The sequence below is a fragment of the Thermus tenuipuniceus genome, assembly GCF_002964845.1.
Lineage (GTDB): Bacteria > Deinococcota > Deinococci > Deinococcales > Thermaceae > Thermus > Thermus tenuipuniceus.
Map to the genome: position 1 here is coordinate 1 of NZ_PRDA01000065.1, position 21,253 is coordinate 21,253.

23 protein-coding genes and 1 pseudogene are annotated in these 21,253 nt (G+C 64.7%); 10 read left to right on the top strand and 14 right to left on the bottom strand.

Annotation, left to right across the window (positions count from 1 at the left end; genetic code table 11):
* Positions 1–425, bottom strand: a 425-nt coding sequence (locus C2847_RS11335; RefSeq protein WP_164835715.1) for a DUF255 domain-containing protein, incomplete at its 3' end; no start/stop codon positions are given.
* Positions 426–535: 110 nt separating this feature from the next.
* Here C2847_RS11335 and C2847_RS11340 point away from each other — a divergent pair.
* The 8 genes and pseudogenes from C2847_RS11340 to bfr all read left to right on the top strand — a co-directional run bounded on the left by C2847_RS11340 (position 536) and on the right by bfr (position 9,961).
* A complete protein-coding gene (locus C2847_RS11340; RefSeq protein WP_105318451.1) occupies positions 536–2,296 on the top strand; it encodes a tetratricopeptide repeat protein in 1,761 nt (586 codons plus the stop codon).
* Positions 2,297–2,549: 253 nt separating this feature from the next.
* A pseudogene (locus C2847_RS11345) lies at positions 2,550–3,859 on the top strand (S8 family peptidase).
* A gap of 1,575 nt (positions 3,860–5,434) precedes the next feature.
* On the top strand, positions 5,435–6,259 hold the full coding sequence (nadC, locus tag C2847_RS11355; protein WP_208619956.1) for a carboxylating nicotinate-nucleotide diphosphorylase: 825 nt from the start codon (positions 5,435–5,437) through the stop codon (positions 6,257–6,259).
* 25 nt (positions 6,260–6,284) lie between these two features.
* Positions 6,285–6,548, top strand: coding sequence for a ribbon-helix-helix domain-containing protein (locus C2847_RS11360; RefSeq protein ID WP_105318476.1), 264 nt, complete (start codon positions 6,285–6,287; stop codon positions 6,546–6,548).
* Complete coding sequence (locus C2847_RS11365) at positions 6,532–6,933, top strand: type II toxin-antitoxin system VapC family toxin (protein WP_244187459.1); 402 nt, start codon at positions 6,532–6,534, stop codon at positions 6,931–6,933. Before C2847_RS11360 ends, C2847_RS11365 begins: the two co-directional genes overlap by 17 nt.
* A 3-nt stretch (positions 6,934–6,936) precedes the next feature.
* The gene (nadA, locus tag C2847_RS11370; RefSeq protein ID WP_105318454.1) at positions 6,937–7,860 is read left to right on the top strand and encodes a quinolinate synthase NadA; all 924 of its coding nucleotides are present in this window, start codon (positions 6,937–6,939) and stop codon (positions 7,858–7,860) included.
* A gap of 20 nt (positions 7,861–7,880) precedes the next feature.
* Entirely contained in the window at positions 7,881–9,431 is a 1,551-nt protein-coding gene (nadB, locus tag C2847_RS11375; RefSeq protein WP_105318455.1) for an L-aspartate oxidase, read from the top strand.
* A gap of 53 nt (positions 9,432–9,484) precedes the next feature.
* On the top strand, positions 9,485–9,961 hold the full coding sequence (gene bfr / locus C2847_RS11380) for a bacterioferritin (RefSeq protein ID WP_105318456.1): 477 nt from the start codon (positions 9,485–9,487) through the stop codon (positions 9,959–9,961).
* A gap of 55 nt (positions 9,962–10,016) precedes the next feature.
* On the opposite strand, the gene C2847_RS11385 is transcribed toward bfr, so the two are convergent.
* The 9 genes from C2847_RS11385 to C2847_RS11425 form a co-directional block, all read right to left on the bottom strand.
* On the bottom strand, positions 10,017–10,340 hold the full coding sequence (locus C2847_RS11385) for a winged helix-turn-helix transcriptional regulator (RefSeq protein ID WP_105318457.1): 324 nt from the start codon (positions 10,338–10,340) through the stop codon (positions 10,017–10,019).
* A gap of 41 nt (positions 10,341–10,381) precedes the next feature.
* Positions 10,382–12,385, bottom strand: a complete 2,004-nt coding sequence (gene paaZ, locus C2847_RS11390) for a phenylacetic acid degradation bifunctional protein PaaZ (protein WP_105318477.1) — start codon at positions 12,383–12,385, stop codon at positions 10,382–10,384.
* 92 nt (positions 12,386–12,477) lie between these two features.
* The gene (gene paaD, locus C2847_RS11395) at positions 12,478–12,933 is read right to left on the bottom strand and encodes a 1,2-phenylacetyl-CoA epoxidase subunit PaaD (protein WP_164835716.1); all 456 of its coding nucleotides are present in this window, start codon (positions 12,931–12,933) and stop codon (positions 12,478–12,480) included.
* Positions 12,927–13,685 carry a 1,2-phenylacetyl-CoA epoxidase subunit PaaC gene (gene paaC, locus C2847_RS11400; protein ID WP_105318459.1) on the bottom strand — a complete coding sequence of 253 codons (759 nt, stop codon included), beginning with the start codon at positions 13,683–13,685 and terminating at the stop codon, positions 12,927–12,929. The genes paaD and paaC overlap by 7 nt, the downstream gene beginning before the upstream one ends.
* On the bottom strand, positions 13,678–14,199 hold the full coding sequence (locus tag C2847_RS11405) for a phenylacetic acid degradation protein (protein ID WP_105318460.1): 522 nt from the start codon (positions 14,197–14,199) through the stop codon (positions 13,678–13,680). Before C2847_RS11405 ends, paaC begins: the two co-directional genes overlap by 8 nt.
* A 9-nt stretch (positions 14,200–14,208) precedes the next feature.
* Complete coding sequence (gene paaA / locus C2847_RS11410) at positions 14,209–15,180, bottom strand: 1,2-phenylacetyl-CoA epoxidase subunit PaaA (RefSeq protein ID WP_105318461.1); 972 nt, start codon at positions 15,178–15,180, stop codon at positions 14,209–14,211.
* Positions 15,173–15,760: a TetR/AcrR family transcriptional regulator gene (locus tag C2847_RS11415; protein ID WP_105318462.1), complete on the bottom strand. Its 588-nt coding sequence runs from the start codon at positions 15,758–15,760 to the stop codon at positions 15,173–15,175. Before C2847_RS11415 ends, paaA begins: the two co-directional genes overlap by 8 nt.
* Before the next feature lie 92 nt (positions 15,761–15,852).
* A complete protein-coding gene (locus C2847_RS11420) occupies positions 15,853–16,167 on the bottom strand; it encodes an antibiotic biosynthesis monooxygenase family protein (RefSeq protein WP_105318463.1) in 315 nt (104 codons plus the stop codon).
* Between the two features lie 32 nt (positions 16,168–16,199).
* Positions 16,200–17,114: a tyrosine-type recombinase/integrase gene (locus C2847_RS11425; RefSeq protein WP_164835717.1), complete on the bottom strand. Its 915-nt coding sequence runs from the start codon at positions 17,112–17,114 to the stop codon at positions 16,200–16,202.
* Between the two features lie 314 nt (positions 17,115–17,428).
* On the opposite strand from C2847_RS11425, the gene C2847_RS12200 reads away from it, so the two are divergent.
* Both C2847_RS12200 and C2847_RS12360 read left to right on the top strand, forming a co-directional pair.
* Positions 17,429–17,659, top strand: coding sequence for a ribonuclease H family protein (locus tag C2847_RS12200; protein ID WP_128415174.1), 231 nt, complete (start codon positions 17,429–17,431; stop codon positions 17,657–17,659).
* Positions 17,626–17,772, top strand: coding sequence for a hypothetical protein (locus C2847_RS12360; RefSeq protein WP_164835718.1), 147 nt, complete (start codon positions 17,626–17,628; stop codon positions 17,770–17,772). Before C2847_RS12200 ends, C2847_RS12360 begins: the two co-directional genes overlap by 34 nt.
* A gap of 120 nt (positions 17,773–17,892) precedes the next feature.
* Here C2847_RS12360 and C2847_RS11435 read toward each other — a convergent pair whose 3' ends face one another.
* From C2847_RS11435 to C2847_RS11450, 4 genes are all read right to left on the bottom strand, one after another.
* A complete protein-coding gene (locus tag C2847_RS11435; RefSeq protein ID WP_128415175.1) occupies positions 17,893–19,377 on the bottom strand; it encodes a WD40/YVTN/BNR-like repeat-containing protein in 1,485 nt (494 codons plus the stop codon).
* A gap of 435 nt (positions 19,378–19,812) precedes the next feature.
* Entirely contained in the window at positions 19,813–20,223 is a 411-nt protein-coding gene (locus tag C2847_RS11440) for a hypothetical protein (RefSeq protein ID WP_105318466.1), read from the bottom strand.
* A gap of 5 nt (positions 20,224–20,228) precedes the next feature.
* Entirely contained in the window at positions 20,229–20,648 is a 420-nt protein-coding gene (locus C2847_RS11445; protein ID WP_105318467.1) for a hypothetical protein, read from the bottom strand.
* Between the two features lie 9 nt (positions 20,649–20,657).
* Positions 20,658–21,185 (bottom strand): hypothetical protein, encoded by a 528-nt coding sequence (locus tag C2847_RS11450; RefSeq protein WP_128415176.1) that lies wholly within the window; start codon positions 21,183–21,185, stop codon positions 20,658–20,660.
* Positions 21,186–21,253: the final 68 nt, after the last annotated feature.

Genomic DNA, 21,253 nt, shown 5'->3' on the forward strand with positions numbered 1-21,253 from the left:
GGGAGACTTTTACGACAGCCTCTAAAAGAGGGAAGGCTTCCGCGGTCTTCCTTGGGGAAATACGTTCCCCCGAAGAAGGGCTTCCCCTCCGGGGTGAGGAAGAGGCTCATGGGCCAGCCCCCCTGGCCGGTGAGGCTGATGAGGGCCTGCATATAGGCGGCGTCCACATCGGGCCGCTCCTCCCGGTCCACCTTCACCGGGATGAAGTGCCGGTTGAGGATCCCCGCCACCTCGGGGTCTTGGAAGGACTCCCGGTGCATCACGTGGCACCAGTGGCAGGCGCTATACCCCACGGAGAGGAAGATGGGTTTGTCCTCCTGCAAAGCCGCGGTAAAGGCTTCCTCCCCAAAGGGGTACCATTCCACGGGGTCTTCCGCATGCTGGAGGAGGTAAGGGCTTCTAGAACCCCTTAGGCGGTTGGCCATGCCCCTAGCCTAGCCGGTCAGGGAAGGGCGCAAAGGTAGCCATCTCACAGGGCGCACCAGGCCCGTGGACCCCCTTGGTGAAAGGGGCAAAGGCCTCTTAAGATGGAGGCATGCTCCGGGTGCTGGGGGGGCTGGGGTTGGAGGGGCATGCTTTCCACCGCTTAAAACCCCTTCTGCTTCTCGCCTATTTAGCTTTGGAGGGGCCCAAGGCCCGCCGGCACCTGGCCCAGCTCTTCTGGCCCCGGGCCCAGGACCCCTTGAATAGCCTCTCCGTGGCCTTGAACCAGCTGAAGCCCACGGGGGCTATAGAGGGGAACGAGATCCTCCGGGCCCGGGTTCCCACGGACCTCGAGGCCCTCCGCCAAGCCCTTAGGGAGGGCCAGTTGGAGGAAGCCCGCCGACTTTACCGGGGCACCTTTTTGGAAGGGGTGGAGCTCCCCCTGGGGGAGGAGCTGGAGGAATGGGTGTGGAGTACCCGGGAGAGGATCGCCCTCGAGGTCCACAGGGCCTTTGCCTCCCAGGCCCGGGCTTTTTACCTCCTGGGTCTCCCGGAAAGGGGGAAGGCCCTTTTGGAGGAGGCCCAGGCCCTACCGGGGGTGGTCTTTGCCCTCGAGGGAGCCGAGGAGGAGTTCCATCTGCCATCCCCCTTGCCCAAGGAAGCCCGCAAGGCCTTCTGGGGGCTTTATTTCCGTTCCCGCGAGGCAGTGGAGGCCCTGGGGGTATCCGTCAGTACCCTGGAAAGAATTCAGGAGGTTGGGCTTATCCGGGAGGGAGGGAAGGCCATACGGCTCGTGGGGTTTCCCCAAGCCTCCAGGCCCCTGGATCCCCAGCTTCATCGGGGCTTCCCCTTGGAAGCCCAGGAAGCTGCCCTGGCCCTGGCCCGCCACCTGCCCCTCCAGGAAGCCTTGCCCCTTTACCTGGTGGCCCGGCCCCTGTGGGAGGAGGAGGACCGGAAGCGGGCAGGCGTTGCCATCCTGCAGGAGGCCCGCACCCTCCTCTCGGAGAACCCCGGGTTAGCCCTGGATTTGCTCGAGGTGCTGTCAGGGGAGCCCACGGCTCTTCTCCTAAAGGCCAGGGCCCTGGAAAGGCTGGGCCGGTACCGGGAGGCCCTCGAGGCCTTGGAGGTCCAGGGTTCCGGACCTGCCCACCCCCGCTCGGAAACCGCCGCGGTGCGGGGAGGGATCCTCTTCCGCCTAGGGCAGGTGGAGGAAGCCCTTAAGGAGGCAGCCCTTGCCAGGGAGGGAAGCCCTTGGGCCCAAGGGGAGGCCTTGAACCTCGAGGGCCTCGCCGCCATCAGCCGGGGGGAGTTCGCCAGGGCCGCCGATCTCTTTGCCCGGGCGGCGGTGCGCTTCCTGGCGGCAGGGGAGGTGGCCCGCCAGGTGGACGCCCTGAATAACCGGGCGGTGGCCCTTTTTGAAATGGGAAGCCCTCAGGCAGAGGAAGTCCTCATGGAGGCCTTGGAGGCTGCCGGGGATACCTCCCTTCTCCGGGCCCGGGTCCTCCTCAACCTGGGGGTGGTGCGGGAGCGGCAGGGCCACCCCGAGGAGGCGGAGGTCCTTTACCAGCAGGCCTTGGCCCTGGCGGAGGAGGCAGGGGTCCTGGAGGCCATGGGCCGGGCCTGGAACAACCTAGGGGCCCTTTACCACCGCCAGGGAAGAAGGGAGGAGGCGGAGGCCGCCTACCAAAAGGCCCTTCGCCTGGCCAAGGAGGGTCGGGACTGGGTGCTTACCGCCGCGGTCCTGGCCAACCTGGCTGAGCTAAGGCAGGACCCCGCCACCCTCGAGGAAGCCATCGCCCTCCTGGAGGAAGCCCAGTACACCGTGCTGGCGGAGCGCTACCGGAAGCGCCTGGGAGCGTTCACCCAGCGTTAAGGGTACACGGGGGATTCTTCGTCTACCAGACTCCAGCCTGGGACCCCCCAGGGGGATCGTTCAGGCTCCGTTAAGCCCTCCTCCGCTACCCTCCCCGAAGGAGGTGGGCCAGGTGGCGGAAACCCTCGTTCGGTTGCACCCAAAGGGGGGTAGGTGGGACGGGTCCTGGCAAGGACCGGGTTGGGCCCTCAGGGCATGCCGCTAAGCCTCCTGGACCTCGAGGGGTTTAACCTCCTCTTAAGTGAGGTGGAGGATGCGCAAAGCGTGGTTTCTGTTGCCCTTGCTCTTGCTGGCCTGTACGCCGCCAGGGCCAAGCCTTTCCCTTTCCCCCAGCCGGGCCCTGGTAGGGGAGGAGGTGGAAGCAAGGCTGAAGGGGATGACGGGCTTGGGGGCAAGGGTGTTTGTGGGGGAGGTTGAGGCTGAGGTTACCTGGCGGCAACAGGAGCGGGTCCGGTTCCGGGTGCCCGTGGTCCCCGGAGGACCTAGGCCCGTGCGGGTGGTGGTGGGAAACCAGGAGGCCCGGGGCGAACTTGGAGTCCTGGGCATGGTGGACCGAAACCGCATTCTTCTTAGGCTCCCCATGGGTCAGGATCCCAAGCTGCCCCCAGGGTTCACCCTCATCCGGAAGGACGACCTTGCAGGTTGCGGGCGGAATTGGGATATAGCGGCGAGGCGCTGGGTAAAGCCCTCGAGGAACTGGAAGCCCTAGACCCCAGCTACAAGGCTGACCCGGAGAGCCTCTGGAGCCTTGGAGGCATTTCCGGAAGTGAGGCGGTGATGGCCTACGCGGCCCACCGTCGAGGCCGCACGGGCCAGGGGGTCAAGGTGGCGGTCCTGGATACGGGCGTGGACGCCACCATCTCCCAGCTTCCCGGATATGACTTCGTGGAGGAGGACACCACTCCCCAGGACGCCTTTCCCGGAGGACACGGCACCGGGGTGGCGGGCCTGGTTAAGGAGGTGGCTCCTGGTGTAGGAATTGTCCCGGTGCGGGTTTGTGACGAAGGGGGCACCTGCCGGGCCAGCCGGGTGGTGCGGGGGGTGTGCTGGGTGGTGCAGAACCGCCAGGGGCCCACGGTGGTCAACCTGAGCCTGGGTGGGGACACTCCGGTGGAAGCGTTGAAGCTGGCCCTGCAGGCGGCTTTGAGCCAGGGTATTCCCGTGGCGGTGGCTGCTGGGAATCAAGGGAACCAGGGAAGCCCGGCCCATTACCCTGCGGCCTTTGACCTGTCGGGCCTGGTGGCGGTGGGGGCCCTAGAGGCCAGGCCGGGAAGTCCTCCGGGCTGGGGACCAGCTCCCTACAGCACCCAAGGGGCATACGTGGACCTCGCCGCCCCGGGTACGGACCTGAGCTGCCCCCTGCCTGGGGGCGGCGCGGGAAGCTGCACGGGCACCTCGTTCGCCACACCCCTGGTGGCCGGGACCATGGCCCTATGGCTGCAGGTAGACCCAAGCCTCACCCCGGCTCAGGTGCAACAGAGGCTTGCCCAATACGCTAAAACCTTGTCCTTTCCACCCCAGGCAGTGGGGGCAGGAATGTTGGACTTGAGCCAGGCACCTTGAGGTTCCCTTCCTTAAGAAGATCGGCCTTTTAGGTTTGGCGGTTCTGGCTCTTTTGCGGCTCGTGGGCTGCGGGTACCCCCTCCGGACTGCAGGCTCCTGGGAGGAAGCGATCGCCAGTGAAGACATGGACATGGCCCCACTCTAGGGCACAGAAGAGAAACCCACAAAATCGCGACTTGGCTGTTGTTCACCGGATGTTCAGGGTACGTTAAGACCTCCTAGGCTATCTTGCGCCAAGGAATCTCTCAAAACGAGATTCCGGAAAGGAGAAGCCATGAGGAAGCGTGTGGGTACCGCTTTGCGGCTCTGCTCTTGGGGTTTATTGGTCGTGCTAGGCCTGGCTGGGTGCGGAGGGGGTACCCCCCCGCCTCCCAGCAGCATCACCTTAACGGTGGAAGACGCCTCGAGCGCCTTCAATGCGGCGGCCTACCAGGTGGGCACTGGAACCTGGCAGCTCCTCACCACGAGCGGTACCACCACCAAGACGGGCACCTTCAACCTAGGGGGGCAGACCAAATATGGGGTTGCTGTGCGCTGCAGTAGCCTAGTGGTTAAAGTGATCCAGGCCACCGCTAGTGAACTGCCCAATCCTAAGGTGGTTTGTAGCTCTAGTGCTCCTAGCCCCGTGCCCTTTACGGTGACTGTGAATGTGGATTCGAGTTTGTTGGCTCCTGGGGATTTTGTTTGTGTGAACAGCTTCTGCCAAGCTGCAGGTGCTTCCATCTCCGTTACCACAAGCCTTCAACCCGGGAATCAGGATCTTCTCCTGACCTTGAAGGATTCCACTGGTGGCGTCAAGGTGGCCAAAGTGCTCAAAAACGTCAATGTGACCAGCGGCGGTAGCGATACGGCTAGCCTAGCCCCCGCTGACCAGATCCCCCCAGTTAGCCTCACCTTGCCCACCCCGCCAACGGGGTACAGCCCAATCACAGGTGCGCTGGTCTCCTACCTCAGCGCAGGGGGGGTCATGGACCAGGTGAACGCCTCGGCTACCAGTTACCGCCCCGTAAGCGGTTTTGCGAGTGGGGACCGTTACGCAGCCCTTGTGCAGACCTCGAGCACCAATGCCTCCTTGATGAGTGCTCAGGTGTTTGCCGGTGGTGCTCCTACCCTGAGCTTACCCCAAGCTTGGGGGAGTGGTAGCCTGGCCGTCACTCAAAGCCCCCACCCCAGCGTGAGCGGTCTCAGCCTTACGGGGACCGATCTGCGTGGCTACCGCTTCTACTTACAGATTCCTGGCCAAATCTACTACACCGCCACGGTGAGCAAGGGCTGGCTGGGTAACGCCCCCGGCTACACCTTGCCCGACCTTTCCGCTAACACCTTGCTGGGGTACACAGCCCCTAGTGGTAGCGGATCCTTTGATATAACCGCATTCTTCAGCAATAAACCGTTAGTCTCCCTGGATGCGCTTGACCCCAGCTCGTTCGGGGCCGGGGATTACATACGAGAGGCAACAGCAGGGACGAATAACTATACTGTGGGCGGCGGTACGGTCAACCTGCCCTAAGCGCAGGCGGTTTGGTAGGGGCAGGGTGTCCTCTGGGACGCCCTGCCTTGTCTACAATGGGGCCTATGGTGCCTTCGGAAACCCTAAAGGCCTGGCTCCTCGAGGATCTCGGCCATGGGGACCTCACCACCCTCCTCACGGTGCCCGAGGATCTTTGGGGCCGCGCGGTCATCCTGGCCAAGGAGGAAGGCGTCATCGCTGGGCTTTCGGTTGCCAAGGAGGTCTTTTTCCTGGCGGATGCCCGCATTGCCTTCACCGCTTTGGTGGGCGAAGGAGAAAAGGTGGGCCCTGGCCAGGAGGTGGCCCGCCTCGAGGGGCCCTTACGGGGCATCCTGGCCGGGGAAAGGCTCGCCCTCAACCTCCTTCAGCGCCTCTGTGGCATCGCCACCCTCACCCGGGCCTACGTGGAGGCCCTAGCGGGTACCAAAACCCAGGTCCTGGATACCCGCAAGACCACCCCAGGCCTCAGGGCCCTGGAGAAGTATGCGGTGCGGGTGGGCGGGGGAAGGAACCACCGCTATGGCCTTTTCGACGGGATTCTCATCAAGGAGAACCACATCCGCGCGGCAGGGGGTGTGGCCGAGGCGGTGAAAAGGGCCAAGGCCGGGGCTCCCCACTACCTCAAGGTGGAGGTGGAGGTGGGAAACCTGGCCGAGCTGGAGGAGGCTTTGGCGGCAGGGGCGGATCTGATCCTTCTGGATAATTTTCCCCTCGAGGAGATCCGCGAGGCCGTGCGCCGGGTGGGAGGTCGGGTGCCTCTCGAGGCCAGCGGGAACATGACCCTGGAAAGGGCCCGGGCTGCCGCCGAGGCTGGGGTGGACTTTGTGAGCGTGGGAGCCCTGACCCATTCCGCCAAAGCCCTGGACCTTTCCCTCCTGGTGCAGCCATGATGGCATGGTGTGCTACTATAAGGGCATGGTGAGGACCCAGGTGCAGCTCACCGAGGAACAGGCCCAGCGCCTAAAGGCCCTGGCCCAGGAGGAAGGGGTATCCCTGGCGGAGCTGGTGCGCCGGGCGGTGGAGGGGTATCTTCAGGAGAAGGGGAACGGGAGTTTTTCCGAGCGGGCGGAGCGGGCCTTGGCCGTGGTGGGCCGCTTTGCCTCGGGCCTTACGGATGTGGGCCAGGAGCACGACCGCTACCTGGCGATGGATGAGGACCGCCTTGGCCGTCTTCGTTGACACCTCGGCCCTTTACGCCCTCCTGGACCGGGACGATGCCCGGCACCCCGAGGCGGCGGAAAGGTTTCGCCGCCTCTTGGCGGCCCGGGAACGCCTGGTAACCCACAGCTACGTGGTGGTGGAAAGTGTGGCTTTGGTCCAAAGAAGATTGGGCCTCGAGGCGGTGCGGGCTCTTTACCACGGCCTCTTAGAGGTTGTCCATACGGTTCCCGTGGATGAGGACCTGCACCAGGTGGCCCTGACCGCTCTTCTGGCCTCCGGGAGGAGGGAGATCAGCCTGGTGGACTGGACCAGTTTTTTCTTCATGCAACGCAGGGGTTTGCGGAAGGCCTTGGCGTTTGACGAACACTTTTGGGAACAGGGCTTCAGCCCAGCGGAAGCGTAAAGCATGGAAAGGGAACTTCTCGTCCAAGAGGTGCTCCGCCTGAAGGCGGAGCGGCAGGCGGTCATCCTGGCCCATTCCTACCAGCTTCCTGAGGTGCAGGAGGTGGCGGACTTCGTGGGGGACTCCCTGGGCCTAGCCCGGGAGGCCCAAAGAACCAAGGCGAAGGTGATCGTTTTCGCCGGGGTGCACTTCATGGCGGAAACCGCTGCCATCCTGAACCCGGAGAAAACCGTCCTCCTCCCCGACCTGGAAGCGGGATGCTCCCTTGCGGACAGCATCCGCCCCGAGGACATCCTGGCCTGGAAGCAGGACCATCCCGAGGGCATCGTGGTGGCCTACGTGAACACCAAAGCCGAGGTGAAGGCTTTGGCGGATGTATGCGTCACCAGCGCCAATGCGGTGGAGGTGGTGGCCCGTCTGCCCAAGGACCGGCCCATTTTCTTTGTGCCCGACATGTTCCTGGGAGCCCATGTGGCCAGGGTTACGGGGAGGAAGCTGGATCTTTTCCCCGGGGAGTGCCACGTGCACGCGGGGATCCGCGAGGAACACCTGAAGGCCCTTTTGAAGGAGCACCCGGAGGCCGAGTTCATGATCCATCCCGAGTGCGGGTGCGGCAGTAGCTGTCTTTACCTGAAACCCGATGCCAAGATGCTCTCCACCGAAGGGATGGTGCGTTACGCCAAGAAGGCGGAGGCCAAGGAGTTCGTGGTGGCCACGGAGGTGGGCATTCTCCACCGCCTCGCCAAGGAGGCTCCGGAAAAGACCTTCATCCCGGTGAAGCCGGATGCCATCTGCGAGTACATGAAGCGGATCACCCTGGAGAAGGTTTACCTGTCCCTTAAGGAGATGCGCCACGTGATCCGGGTACCCGAGGAGGTGGCCCAGAAGGCCCAGCGGGCCCTCGAGGCCATGGTGGCCGTGGGCTAAACCCAGGGGCAGAAGGACCCATGGCCACCTTAACCACCGACCTCCTCATCCTGGGTGCGGGCATCGCGGGGGTCTACGCCGCTTTGGCGGCGGAGAAAAGGGGGGCTAAGGTCCTCCTCCTCAGCAAGGATCCCCTTCCCTCGGGTTCCACCCCCTGGGCCCAGGGAGGGGTGGCCTTCCCCTTGGATGAGGCCGACCTGGAAGCCCACCTCCAGGACACCCTTAGGGCCGGTCGGGGTTTGGTGGAGGAGGGTGTGGCCCGGTCCATCCTGGAGGAAGCTCCCCGGCATCTGGAAAGGCTTCTTGCCCTGGGGCTTCCCTTCCACCCCGAGCCCACCCGGGAGGGGGGGCACTCCCGGGCGCGGGTACGGCACCTGGGGGGGGACAGGAGCGGCCTTTTCCTGCTCCAGGGGCTTCTCAAGCGGCTTAGGAGCCCGGTCCGGGAGGGTTACATGGCGGTGGCCCTGCTCCTCGGGGAGGGGCGGGTGGCAGGAGCCTTGGTCCTGGGGCCCGAGGGCTTGCAGGCGGTGCGAGCCGGGGCGGTTCTGCTGGCCACGGGGGGTTTGGGGAGGCTTTTCCCCGTAACCACCAACCCGAAAGGGGCCACGGGGGACGGCATGGCCCTGGCCTACCTGGCGGGAGCCACCCTGAGGGATCTGGAGTTCGTCCAGTTCCATCCCACTACCCTTCCCGATGGGAGCCTGGTGAGCGAAGCCTGCCGGGGGGAAGGAGCCCTCCTGCTTAACGCCCAGGGAGAGCGCTTCATGCCCCGCTACGATCCCCTGGGGGAGCTTGCCCCCCGGGACATGGTGGCCCGGGCGGTCCATCGGGAGAGGGAGAGGACCGGGGGCGTTTACCTGGACCTGAGGCCCATTCCCCACCTGGAATCCCGTTTTCCCACGGTGGTGGCCGCGGCACGGGCCCTGGGCTTCGACCCCTTCCGGGAGCCTATTCCCGTGGCTCCCGCGGCCCACTACGCCATGGGTGGGGTCAAGACGGATCTTTTGGGCTACACGGACCTCCCCGGCCTGTACGCCGCTGGGGAGGTGGCCTCCACGGGCTTCCACGGGGCAAACCGCCTGGCTTCCAACAGCCTCCTGGAGGGCCTGGTGATGGGGGAGCGGGCCGCCAAGGCGGCCCTTCAGGACCTAGCCCATCCGAAGAGGGTGGAGCCCTTACCCATCCTGCTTCTGGACCCGGAACATCTAAAACCCCTACGGGAAAGGATGGGCCAGGCGGCCGGGGTGGTACGTCGGGGACGGGATCTCGCCCAAGCTTTGGCCTGGTTGGAAGCTCTTCCCTTGAAGGAAGCTCTTCCTGAGGACCCCTTTGCTCTGGGGGATCCCCGTGCCCTGCGCGCCTTCGTGGAGGCGGGCCACCAGGCCCTTTTGGCCCGGCTCCTCTTGCGCATGGCCCTTATGCGGGAGGAAAGCCGGGGGGCCCACTTCCGGGAGGACTTCCCCCGGGAGGCCCAGGAACCCTACCACCTCGAGGTGCGGGAGACACCTGGAGCCGGGAGGGAACGGCCAAGCCTGGTGAGGGTACCCCTGGGCACCCCTCCCGCGCGGTAGCTTTTCCAGGCTGGATGGAGCCAGCCGGAGTATAATGCCCTTGGAGGTCCTTTATGAAGGGGCATCCCGATGTGATTCAAAGCCTTCAGGAACGGCTTTCCGAGGAACTGGCCGCCATCTTGCAATACATGGTCCATGCGGAGATGGCGGAGAACTGGGGCTTTAAGGCCCTGGCCCGCCACCTCAAGGCCCACGCCATCACCGAGATGCGCCATGCGGAGAAGCACATCGAGCGCATCCTTTTCCTGGAGGGTTTCCCGGAGGTGAGCCGGATCGGGGAGATCCGGATCGGCAAAACGGTGGAGGAAATCCTCTTCCGGGACTACGAGGGGGAGCTCGAGGCGGTGAAGGGCTACAATGAAACCATGAACCTGGCCCAGTCCTTGGGGGATAACGGCACCCGGGACATGGTGGCGGAGATCCTCAAGGACGAGGAAGGCCACGTGGACTGGCTGGAGGCCCAGCGGGAACTTTTGAACCAGATGGGGTTGCCCAACTACCTCCAGTACCTGGCCGGGGAAGCGGAATAGGCTCTAAAGGGGTCCAGGCCCGTGGGTACCCGAGACCGGCCTCGGCCACAAAACCTCAGCCCACGGGGGCCTTGAGGTTTTTGCGGGCCCAGCGGTCTATGGCGGCGATGACCGCTTCCAGCTCCCGCCCGGCCTCGGTGAGGCTGTACCGGGTGCGGGGGGGCATATAGGATTCCACCTTCTTTTCCACCACGCCCATATCCACCAGGTGCTCCAGGCGCTGGGAAAGGGTGGCGGGGTTCACCCCCCCGATGGCCCGGGAGAGCTCGTTAAAGCCCTTGGGGCCTTCCAGGAGGGCCCGGATGATGTGCAGGGTCCACTTCTCCTGGAGAAGGTTAAGGGCCTCGTACACCGGGCAGAAGGCCTCTGACTCGGCCATACCCCCATGGTAGCATAGGGGGCCCTTTCCCCCGCTTCCCCTCAGGAGGCCTGTCCCTGGGCTTTTCGCGCCACCAGGGTGAGGACGGTATAGCTGGCCACCGTCTTGCCCTCCTGGTTCACCACCTCCACCGCCCACTCCACCACCCCGGACTTCTCGTCCCTGGGCCGCTTGGCCTTCACCGTGAGCCGGGCCTGCAAGGTGTCGCCGATGCCCACGGGTTCGGTGAAGCGCAGGCCCTCGAGGCCGTAGTTGGCCAGGACCGGACCCGGGGCCGGGTCCACGAAGAGCCCGGCGGCGGCGGAGAGGACGAAGTATCCGTGGGCGACCCGCTTCCCGAAAAGGCTCTTTTGGGCGGCGATCTCGTCGGTGTGGGCGTAGAAGTGGTCCCAGGAAAGGTGGGCGAAGAGGGCGATGTCCGCCTCCGTGACCGTGCGGCGATGGGTCCAGAGGGTTTCCCCAACCTCCAGTTCCTCGTAGGGCTTGCGGAAGGGGTGGACGCTGGCGGGTTTTTCCGCTCCCCTGGCGTACTCTCCGGTGAGGGCCTGCAGGGTGTGGGGGTCCGCCTGGAGGGCCAGGCGGGCCAGGTGCCGCTTGACGGAAAGAAGCCCCCCGAGCTCCTCCCCGCCCCCCGCCCGTCCGGGACCCCCGTGGAGGAGGCGGGGCAAGGGGGAGCCGTGGCCCGTGGAGCTATGGGCGTCCCTCGGGTTCAGGACGTGGAGCCGGCCCACCTCCCCGGAAAGCCCAAGGAGGTAGAAGCGGGCCTCCTCGGGATCGGGGGTGGCCAGGGTGGCCGCCAGCATTCCTCCTCCCATGCGGGCCAGGCGCAGGGCCTCCTCCCGGTCCCGGTAGGGAAAGAAGGTGGCCACCGGGCCGAAGGGCTCCACCTGGTGGAGGGTCTCCGCCCAGGGATCCTCCGCCAGGAGCAGGGTAGGGGGAAAGAAGGCCCCGTCCCGCCTGCCCGGGTGCTGCCAGTACACCCTGGCCCCGGCGGCCAGGAGGGTTTCCACAGCCCTTTCCACCTCTGCCTTTTGCCCCAAGGAGGCCAGGGGGCCCAGGCTCACCCCTTCCTCCCTGGGGTCACCTGGCCGGAGGCCTTCCAGGTGCCTCTGGGTGGCCTCGAGGAGGGCCTCGAGGCGGCCTTGGGGTACCAGGACCCGGCGGATGGCCGTGCACCGCTGCCCGGTTTTGATGGAAAGCTCCTGGGCGATCTCCTGGGCGAGCCTATGAAGCTCCTCCTCCCCCGCTTTTTCCCCCAGGATGGCGGCGTTTAGGGAGTCGGTTTCCGCGTTGAAGAGGACGCCCCGTTCCAAAAAGGCGGGGTGGCGCCTTAACCGGTCTGCCGTGGCCTTGGAGCCCGTGAAGTAGACGCTATCCCGGTGGTCCAGGGCGTCCAGGGCCTCGCCCAGGCTTCCCGCCACAAACTGGAGGCTACCTTCCGGCAAAAGCCCGGACTCCACCATGAGGCGCACCAACCCCTCGGCCACGTGGGCGGTGGGGGTGGCGGCCTTGGCCAGGGTGGGCACCCCCGCCAAGAAGGCGGGGGCGAACTTCTCCAGCAGGCCCCAGACGGGGAAGTTGAAGGCGTTGATCTGCACCGTAATTCCCCCCTTGGGGCCCAGAAGGTGCCTACCCTGGAAGGAAAAGTCCTTGCTTAAGGGAAGGCTTTCCTCCTCGGGAAGGAGGTTTCCCTCGGGAAGCGTCCGGGCCAGGGAGCTATAGGTGAAGAGTACCCCGATGCCCCCGTCCACGTCGTACCAGGCATCCCGCCCCGTTCCCCCGGTGGTGGCGTAGAGCCGGTAGAGTTCCTCCTTCCGCTCGGAAAGGTACTGAGCCAGGGCCCGAAGCCTTCGGCCCCGCTCCTGGAAGCCCATGGCCAGGAGGGCCTTCCCCCCTACCTCCCTTCCCCAGGCCACCGCCTCCTTGAGGGGTAGGCCCTCCGAGGTCACGTGGCCCAGCACCTCGAGGGTGGCAGCATCCTGCACCGGCACCCCTTCTCCTGCGCCCGTCAACCATTGGCCCATGAGGTAGCTATTTACCTTCAAGGTTTCCTCCTTGAAACCGATCTGCGTTCGCCCCATGTCCTCCCGGAAAAAGGCCCGGTACGCCTCCTGGTCCCGGGCCTCATGTTTCCCCTTCAGACGGTCTTAAAGGCCTCAAAAACCTCCCCGCAGGCCGCGCACTGGTAGAGCATCTTGCACAGGGTGGCCCCAAAGGTGTTCTTGAGGACCACCTCCTGGCTTCCGCACCGGGGGCAGGGGGGATCCTTCCCCGCCAGGGGGAGGGGAAGGGGTGGGGCCACGCCGTAACCCAGGAGCTTCCTTCGGGCTTCCTCGGCCAGGTCCTCGGTGCTCCAGGGGGCCCTGGCCTCCACCACCTCCACCTCCTTGGCTCCTGCCTCCCGCAGGGCCTTTTCGATCTCTTGGTGGATGAGCCGTAGGGCAGGGCAGCCGGAAAAGGTGGGGCGGAAGCGGACCCTGACCTTTTCCCCTTCCGCTTCCACCCCCAGGACCATCCCCATCTCCACAATGTTGAGGACGGGGATCTCCGGGTCCTTAACCCCTTTTAGGGCTTCCCAGTACCGCTCTACCATGCTTGCGCCTCCGGGTCCCAGCGGGCCACGGACTGCATCTCCGCCAGGAGGGACCAGAGGTACTCCGTGTGCTCCTGGCGGCTTTTGGGCACGTACCCTCCCTCAGGCGGCCTTAGGCCCGAGCGCACCAGGTGGGCGGTCACCTCCTCCAGGTAGGGGGCCTCGAGGGCCCTGAGGTCCGGTACCACCCCCGCCTCCACCAGGGCCTCGTCCCCGGGGAGAGGCTGGAAGAGCTGGCGAACGTAGGGGAAGAGGGTTTCCAAGGCCTCCTGCGCCCGGCGGTGGGATTCCTCCGTGCCCTGGCCCAGGCGCTCCACCCAGAGGGAGGAGTGCTTCAGGTGGAACCTTTCCTCCTTCAGGAGGCGGCTTGCCGCCTCGGCCAGGGGGGCGTAGGCGCTTTGGGTTGCCTCCTTGAGCCAGAGGTTCTCGTAGGCGTCAAAGAGGTACTGCCGCACCATGGTGAAGGCCCAGTCCCCCTTGGGGAGCTCCACCAGGACGGCGTTTTGGAACTCCAGGGGATCGCGGAAGTAGACCAGGCGGTCGGGGTCGGCACCGTCCAGCTCCTGCCGGAGCCCCAACCAGACCTTGGTGTGGCCCAGCTCGTCCTGGGCCAGGTTGGCGATGGCGATATCCTCCTCGAGGATGGGGGCATGCCCCACCCACTCGGAAAGCCGCTGGGCCAGGATCAGTTCATCGTCGGCCCAGGCGGTGATCCGGGCCACCAGGGCGTCTTTCAGGTAGGCCTCAAGCATTCTCCACCCCCTTGGCGGTGATGAGCCCGTAGTAGCTTTGCAGGCGGTAAGTCTTCTCTTTGGCCGGAGCAAACCAGCTTTCCACCACTTCCTCCGTGGGCTCGGTCCCCGCCACTAGGCGCTCGGGAACCGCCCAGAAGGCCACCCCCTGGGCCTGCAGGAGGGCTTGGGCTATGGCATCCTCCGGGCCTTGCGCCAGGAAGCGGCCCACCAGGTCCCCGTAGACCATGCTCCGGCGGTGGCTCCGCTTGGCGAAGACCCAGTAAGGCTCCTCGGCTCCTCCCTCCTTGCGGCTGGGCTTCAGATCCTTTAGGCCCTCCTGGGAAACGTGAAAGAAGGCCTCGGCCGGGGCCACGAAGAGGGCGTAGGCGGCGGGGCGCCGCACGAACACGTGCCGGGCCACCAAGAGGGCGTGCTCCAGATCGGCGGCGTGCACCGAGCCCACCATCTGTGGGGGGCTGTGCTTGGTGTCCTGCTTGATCACCTCAAACCGGGGCCACTCGGTTCCCCACATGGCGCCCTCCTAATCCGCGGCCTGGGCCAGGCGGCGCTTGCCGTAGGCCTCGAGGGCCTCCCGCACCCAGCGTTCCTCCTCGTGGGCCCTCCTCCGGGCCATGAGCCGGTGCCGGTTCATGGGGCCTTCCCCATGGATCACCTTCCAGAAGTCGTCCCAGGGGATGGGCCCGTGGATCCAGTTGCCCGTCTTCTCGTCGTAGCGGAGGTCGGGGTCGGGGATGGTGAGCCCAGCCTCCAAGAGCTCGGGGACGTGTTCATTCAGGAACTCCTGGCGCACCTGGTCGTTGGTCTTGGTCTTGATGCCCCAGCGCAAGAGGAGAGGGGTGTGGGGGGAGTCGGTGTCGTGGGGCCCGGCCATCATCAGGGTGGGCCACCACCAGCGGTTCAGGGCATCCTGCACCATCTGGCGCTGCTTCTTGGAGCCCCTGGCGTAGAGGAGAACCGCCTCCTTCCCCTGCTTGTGGTGGAAGGTCTCCTCGGCGCAGATGCGCACCATGGCCCGGGAGTAGGGCCCGTAGGAGCACTGGGCCAGCATGGTCTGGTTCTTGATGGCCATCCCGTCCACCAGCCAGCCGATGATGCCCACATCCGCCCAGGTGAGGGTGGGGTAGTTGAAGATGTTGGAGTACTTGGCCTTTCCGGAAAGAAGGGCCTCCACCATCTCCTCCCGGGTGATCCCCAGGGTTTCGGCAGCGTGGTAGAGGTACTGCCCGTGCCCGGCCTCGTCCTGAACCTTGGCCAGCAGGATGAGCTTCCGCCTCAGGGAAGGGGCCCGGGTAATCCAGGCGCCTTCGGGAAGCATCCCCACCCACTCGCTATGGGCGTGCTGGGAGATCATGCGGATGAGCTGGCGCCGGTACTCGGCGGGCATCCAGTCCCCGGGCTCGATCTTCTCGCCCCGGGCGATGCGGGCCTCAAACTCCTCAAGCCTTTCCTGGTAGTCGGGATCCTCTGGGTAGCCGAGCTTGAGCTTAACCATCCTCGCCTCCTTTTTCCCCCTTCGCCTCCACGCCCAAGGCCCTCAGGGTGAGGGCGGCGTAGGCTTCCGAAAGTTCTTCCAAGGAAAGGGGCCCTTCGGGCCGGTACCATTGGTAGGTCCAGTTGAGGGCGGAAAGCACGAAGAGGGTCGCCAGGCGCACATTGGCCACGTGAAACACTCCTTGCTCCACCCCCTCTTGGATTACCCTCTGCACGCCTTCCTCGTAGCGGCGCCTTAAGGCCTTGGCCTCCTCCAGAAGGGGAGGGGAGAGGTGTTTCCACTCGTGGAAGAAGACCGTGGCCCGGGGAAGCTCCTGGGCGATGACCTCGAGGTGGCCCCGTACCAGGCCCTTCAGCTTGGCCACGGGATCGCCCTTGAGTCCCTCCAGGACCCCAAGGAACCGCTCGGCGGCCTGGCGCACCACCTCCAAGAGGAGCTCCTCCTTGGAGGTGATGTGGGCGTACAGGCTCCCCCCCTGGAGGTTCAAGTGCTTGGCCAGCTCCCGCATGCTGGTGGCGTGGTAACCCCGCTGGCTGAAGAGGTGGCCCGCTATGGTGAGGATCTGCTCGCGCCGCTCCATGGCTAACGGTCGTTTGTTAGGATAGCACGCCTAGGGCGAAGGGACAAGTGTCCCGCATCACCTTTCGCGGGTCCCGGTAGGTCAAGGGGGGCCTAGCCAGCCTCCGAGTCCAAGAAGGCCGTGAAGGTTTCCAGCTTGCTGGGTCCCAGGAAGGCCTCCTTGGGAAGGATGCCGCTTCGGGCGTGGCCTTCGCGAAACTCCGGGCTCTCCGTCCAGGCCCGGAAGGCGGCTTCGCTTTCCCAGAAGGTCATCACCACATAAGGGTCTCCCGGGGTCTTTGGACGAAGGACCAGGTTCCGGATGAAGCCCGGCATGCGGTCCACCAGGCGGGCCCGGGTGCGGAAGGCCTCCTCGAACCGGTCGGCGTACTCGGGTTTGACGGGGATGCGGTTCATCACTATAAACATGCGTACCTCCTACGGGAGCCAGTGTACCCGCCTTAAAGCTCGGGCAACCTCGAGGCCGCCTCCCTGAGCCGTTCCCTCGAGGCGTGCAGGTAGATCTGGGTGGTGGCGATGGACTCGTGGCCCAGAAGGTCCTTTACGGCGTCCAGCTCCACGCCGTTTTCCACCAGCAAGGTGGCGTAGGCGTGGCGGAGCTTGTGCGGGGTGAAGCGCCTGGGATCCAGGCCTGCCCTCAGGGCCGCCTCCCGGAACCGGGCCTCCACGTACCGGGCGGAAGGAACCCTGCCCCCGTGCCTTCCCTGAGCAAACGTGAAAACGTTCACATTGCCTTGGGGTGGCCCCAACTCTAAGAGCACCTCCCGGGCTGTCCTGGAAAGGGGCACCAACCTTTCCTTGTTCCCCTTGCCCACCACCCGGATGGCCACGGGAACCGAGCCCTCGAGGATCACGTTCCGGCCCTTTAGGGAAAGGGCCTCGGAGATGCGAAGCCCCGTGCCGTAGAGGAACCGAGCCAGGCGGCTGAGGAGATTGGCCTCCCTTTCGGTTTCCAGGGCCTCGAGGAAACGCTTGAGCTCCTCCGGAGCGGGGTGCAAGGGAAGCCTGCGCCCGGCCTTGGGGCGGCCGATGCCCTCCGTGGGATCGGACACGGCTTCTCCCTTGACCTGGGCCAGGTAGCGGTAGTAGCTGCGGAGGGCCGCCAGGAACCCCTGCACCCTCCTTGGGGCCCAACGCTCCTTGAGGAGGAGCGCCCGCACCGCTTCGGGGCCCGGGGTGAAATCCTCTTCCTGGAGGAAACGGAACCATAGGGCCAGGTCCTGGAGGTAGCGGCGCACCCCCCTGGGGGAGTATCCCCGCTCCAAAAGGAGGTACTCAGCATAGGGGGCCAGGGGTTGAAGGGCCTTCTCGGGCTTTTTAATGCCGATGGATTTCCAGATAATGCTGGGTTCCACGGGGGTAGTATAACACATGCGCGAAATCGCGCTTTCGCGCACATAGCCCCAGCTACCCGTCAAGTGACGACTCCCCGCTCTTCAGAGCGGGGCTGCGAGATAGCCCCCTTGGGGCTGGCCCAAGTCTTTGTCAGGATGAGCGGTGTGGGGGGGGTTCATAGGTCCACGGTTTGAAAACCGGGGGATTATAGCTCCCCCACACCCCCTCGTTTCTTTAAGAAGATCCGCTGGGGAGGTCCTCGAGCAGCTTTCCGGCCATATCGCAAAGGTGGAAAATCTGGGAACGAAATGGGCCATCTTCAACAATGAAGAGCATGGGCAAGAGGAGGAGCAAGAGGGGCAGCAAGGGTGTGGACTATGTGGTCCTGACGGATGGCTCCTTCGCCCCAGGGATGGGAGGTTCCGCCAGTGCCGTGCTCCTGAAGGGCTCGGGAGGGCGCCTGGAGGGGGTGGCCTCGGCCCAGGCCTCCCTACCCTTCGTCCCTGACTCAGGGGAGGCCGAGGTGCGGGCTTGGCTCCTGGCCCTTCGGACCTCGAGGAGGTAGAAGACCCCCTGGACCTCGAGGGCTACCGCCGCCGGGTGGAGGCAAGCCCCTTCCCCGAGGCCTTCCTGGGCCTCCTCCGGGTCCACGCCTTCCTGCAGAGGCTCACCTCCTGAGCACCTGGACCCCCTCTTTCGCAAAAGTCATTTTTGCGCGAAGGAAGGGGCTCTTTACACGAACAAGAAGCACAAAACACAGGGGGAGGATCTCCCTCCCCCTTCTTTTTCTGGTGGGAATCAGGGAGAGGTAAGGATGGTCCCTTCAGTCCCCACCGCCACAAACCGGTTAGCAGCGTGGGTGATGCCCCAGAGCGGCAAGTCCGTTCCCGAACGTACCCGCTGCCAGTTGAGGCCATCCGTGGAGGTGAGGATGGTCCCTCCTAACCCCACCGCCACAAACCGGCCGGCACCGTGGGTGATGCCAAAGAGCCACTCATCCGTCCCAGAACTCACCCTCTGCCAGTTGAGGCCATCCGTGGAGGTGAGGATGGTCCCATCCCGCCCCACCGCCACAAACCGACCAGCACCGTGGGTGATGCCCACGAGCGAGGCACTCGTCCCCGAGCTCACCGCCTGCCAGTTGAGGCCGTTCGGGGAGATGAGGATGACTCCTCCAACCCCCACCGCTACAAACCGACCGGCAGCACGGGTGACGGCCAATAGATTCTTGTCCGTCCCCGAACTCACCCTCTGCCAGTTGAGGCCGTCCGGAGAGGTAAGGATGGCCCCATACCACCCCACCGCCACAAACCGGCCGGCACCGTGGGTAACGGCCAATAGACCCTCGTCCGTCCCCGAGCTCACCTCCTGCCAGTTGAGGCCGTCCGGGGAGGTGAGGATAGTCCCATCCCACCCCACCGCCACAAACCGGCCAGCAGCGTGGGTAATGCCCCTGAGATCCTTGTCCGTCCCCGAGCTCACCTCCTGCCAGTTGAGGCCGTCCGGAGAGGTGAGGATGACCCCGGCGTTCCCCACCGCCACAAACCGACCGGCACCGTGGGTGACGCCTTCAAGCCCCACACCCGCCCCCGAGCGCACTTCCTGCCAGTTGAGGCCGTCCGGGGAGGTGAGGATGACCCCGGCGTTCCCCACCGCCACAAACCGGCCGGCACCGTGGGTGATGCCCCAGAGCGCCTTGTCCGTCCCCGAGTGCACCTCCTGCCAGTTGAGGCCGTCCGCAGAAATGGCATTGGAAAAGAAGGAGGCGGTAAAAGTAAGGACTGTTCCCTTATCCCCCACCGCCACAAACCGGCCGGCACCATGGGTGATGCCCCAGAGCCACGCACCCGTCCCCGAGCGCACCCCCTGCCAGTTGAGACCATCTGTGGAGGTAAGGATGGTCCCTTTTTCCCCCACCGCCACAAACCGGCCGGCAGCGTGGGTGATGCCCCAGAGCAAGAAGGGCCATTTTAGATCCACCTCTTGCCATTTGATGCCGTCCGTAGAGGTAAGGATGGTATCGCTCAACCCCACCACTACAAACCGGCCCGCACCATAAGTGACGGCAAGAAAATTCTTGCCCGCCTTCGAACCCACCATCGAGCTAACGCTCCAGGTTAGGCCATCTGTGGAGGTAAGGATGGTCCCTTTTTCCCCCACCGCCACAAACCGGCCGGCAGCATGGGTGACGGCCGTGAGCGTCTTGTCCGTCCCCGAGCGCACCTCCTGCCAGGTGAGGCCGTCCGTGGAGGTGAGGATGGTACCCTTGGCGCCAACTACCACAAACCGGTCACCACCGTAGGCGATGCCCCGTAGCCATGCGATTGTACCTGAGCGCACCCGCCACCATGTAAGACCATCCGTGGAGGTGAGGATGGTCCCTCTGTCTCCCGTTGCTATGAACCTACCGGCAACGTAGGCAACGCCATTGAGAGATTCTGGTACCACCTGCTGTATCTCCCCGGCTCCGTGGAGGGGCGCATTCCCCCCAGGTTGGGCAAAGGCGGTGGAGTTGGTTAGTGCCAAGCCCAAAAAGACCAGACCGACAAGGCGAATGATCTTGTCCATGACTCTTTCCTCCTGTGTTTTTTTCACGCGGTAGTGGGTCAGGGGCTCCACCACCACCCGGCCCCACCGGGCTGAGGCGTGGAGCATGAGGGGTTCCCCGGTGGCGGGGTGGGGGTAGAGGTAGATCCCCACGTGGTCTACCGTGCATGGCTATAGGAGGCTAGGGCAGGTTCCCAGGAAGGCCCTTCTCCCCTCCTGGGCCTCGACCAGGAGGGCCCTTGTCCTGCGGCCAAACACCTCCCGCTCCAAGGACCACACACGGGTCGCGCCGATGGAGGTGAAGGCCAGCCACCAACCCGTCTCCCTGAGCCTCCTCTCCAGCTCAAGGCGCTCCCGTTCCCCCAAGGGCCGCTCCAACCGGTAGACCTCCAGGGCTATGGGGTTGCAGGTGAAGCGCACAAGGGAAGATACCCTCCTGAAGGCATCCTCGAGGTCCAACCGTTCCACTCCTGCCACTGATTTCCCCGGCAGGGGGATGCCCAAAAGAGGGGAGGGGGTTCCCTCCGAGGCCATGGCCAAGGGCCAAGCAGACAGAAGCGCCAAGAGGACCAGGGCCCGCATCCCCGTCACCTCACCTGGCAGAAGCTCACGTAACCCACATCTTTCAAGGGGATGAGGAAGACAAAGACCCTTTCCCGGCCCCTGAAGGCTACCCAGACTCCCGTCTTTTCCAGAAATGGGGAAAAGGGGGCCACCTCCCTTACCTCCCATCCTGAGGCGCTGAGGGAACTCCTCAAAGAGGAAGCCCTGAGGTAGCTAAGGCCGCCGTCGTAACGGTGATGCTCCAGGAACAAACAGACCTCTCCCGCCTGGAGCACGGCGGAACGCACCGTACGGTCCAGGACTTCCGTTTCAGGGTCCAGGGAGGAGAGGCGGTCAGCCCCCAGCAGCACCGCCCCCGTAAGCAGGGAGATGGAAGCCCAGGCCACGGGGACCAGGAGCAAAGCCAAGACCGTGATCAGCCTTACCGCCGTACGCTTGCCCATGAAAGCCTCCTAGCGGTTGCCCTTCAGCCAGTCAAGGGCGAGTTTCGTAGCCATACTGTCTGTCATTTCCTCGAGATCCTTCCTCAGGCCTGCAGCTGTTCGGGAGGGGGTTACCCAGAGATGGCCGGCATCCCAGATGGTCACAGGGTAGGGGTGGGAGGTCCAGTCCTTTATCAACAAATCGCCCCTGATGGCGTAGCCCAAAGTGCCAGATGAAAAGGAAATAGGTAAAAGAAGAAAGTGTAGAGACATATCCGCTTTACTTCTGCCGCAACTAAACTCCTTGTTTACCGGAATCCCTGCTCGTTCCAAATGCGCCTGCAAGCGGTCCACCAAGGCCTTGCCCAAGCTCGTCTTTTCCAGGCCGGGCGGGGCATGGGCATCTTCGATGTCGATTACGAATATCCCTGTAAGCGCATCCACACACAGTGCTCTTTCTTTGAGGTTTTGATGTTGCCCAAACCCCTGCCCCCAAGCGCTCAGCGAAGCCAGGAGTACGGCCAGGGCCGTGAAGAGACCAAGGACACCCTTCTTCACCGCTTCACCTCCTTGGTTTTCAGTATATCCTCATTTTCGGTTTTGGAAAAAAAGAAATCCCCTCTTGC

Excerpts from the sequence above, each read along its gene's own strand:
- C2847_RS11440 (WP_105318466.1), bottom strand. The coding sequence starts at position 20,223 with ATGCGGGCCCTGGTCCTCTTGGCGCTTCTGTCTGCTTGGCCCTTGGCC.
- C2847_RS11340 (WP_105318451.1), top strand. The coding sequence starts at position 536 with ATGCTCCGGGTGCTGGGGGGGCTGGGGTTGGAGGGGCATGCTTTCCAC.
- paaC (WP_105318459.1), bottom strand. The coding sequence starts at position 13,685 with ATGCTTGAGGCCTACCTGAAAGACGCCCTGGTGGCCCGGATCACCGCC.
- C2847_RS11360 (WP_105318476.1), top strand. The coding sequence starts at position 6,285 with ATGGTGAGGACCCAGGTGCAGCTCACCGAGGAACAGGCCCAGCGCCTA.
- paaA (WP_105318461.1), bottom strand. The coding sequence starts at position 15,180 with ATGGTTAAGCTCAAGCTCGGCTACCCAGAGGATCCCGACTACCAGGAA.
- C2847_RS12200 (WP_128415174.1), top strand. The coding sequence starts at position 17,429 with ATGGGCAAGAGGAGGAGCAAGAGGGGCAGCAAGGGTGTGGACTATGTG.
- C2847_RS11415 (WP_105318462.1), bottom strand. The coding sequence starts at position 15,760 with ATGGAGCGGCGCGAGCAGATCCTCACCATAGCGGGCCACCTCTTCAGC.
- C2847_RS11385 (WP_105318457.1), bottom strand. The coding sequence starts at position 10,340 with ATGGCCGAGTCAGAGGCCTTCTGCCCGGTGTACGAGGCCCTTAACCTT.
- nadC (WP_208619956.1), top strand. The coding sequence starts at position 5,435 with ATGGTGCCTTCGGAAACCCTAAAGGCCTGGCTCCTCGAGGATCTCGGC.
- paaD (WP_164835716.1), bottom strand. The coding sequence starts at position 12,933 with ATGGTAGAGCGGTACTGGGAAGCCCTAAAAGGGGTTAAGGACCCGGAG.
- nadA (WP_105318454.1), top strand. The coding sequence starts at position 6,937 with ATGGAAAGGGAACTTCTCGTCCAAGAGGTGCTCCGCCTGAAGGCGGAG.
- C2847_RS11405 (WP_105318460.1), bottom strand. The coding sequence starts at position 14,199 with ATGTGGGGAACCGAGTGGCCCCGGTTTGAGGTGATCAAGCAGGACACC.
- C2847_RS11420 (WP_105318463.1), bottom strand. The coding sequence starts at position 16,167 with ATGTTTATAGTGATGAACCGCATCCCCGTCAAACCCGAGTACGCCGAC.
- C2847_RS11445 (WP_105318467.1), bottom strand. The coding sequence starts at position 20,648 with ATGGGCAAGCGTACGGCGGTAAGGCTGATCACGGTCTTGGCTTTGCTC.
- nadB (WP_105318455.1), top strand. The coding sequence starts at position 7,881 with ATGGCCACCTTAACCACCGACCTCCTCATCCTGGGTGCGGGCATCGCG.
- bfr (WP_105318456.1), top strand. The coding sequence starts at position 9,485 with ATGAAGGGGCATCCCGATGTGATTCAAAGCCTTCAGGAACGGCTTTCC.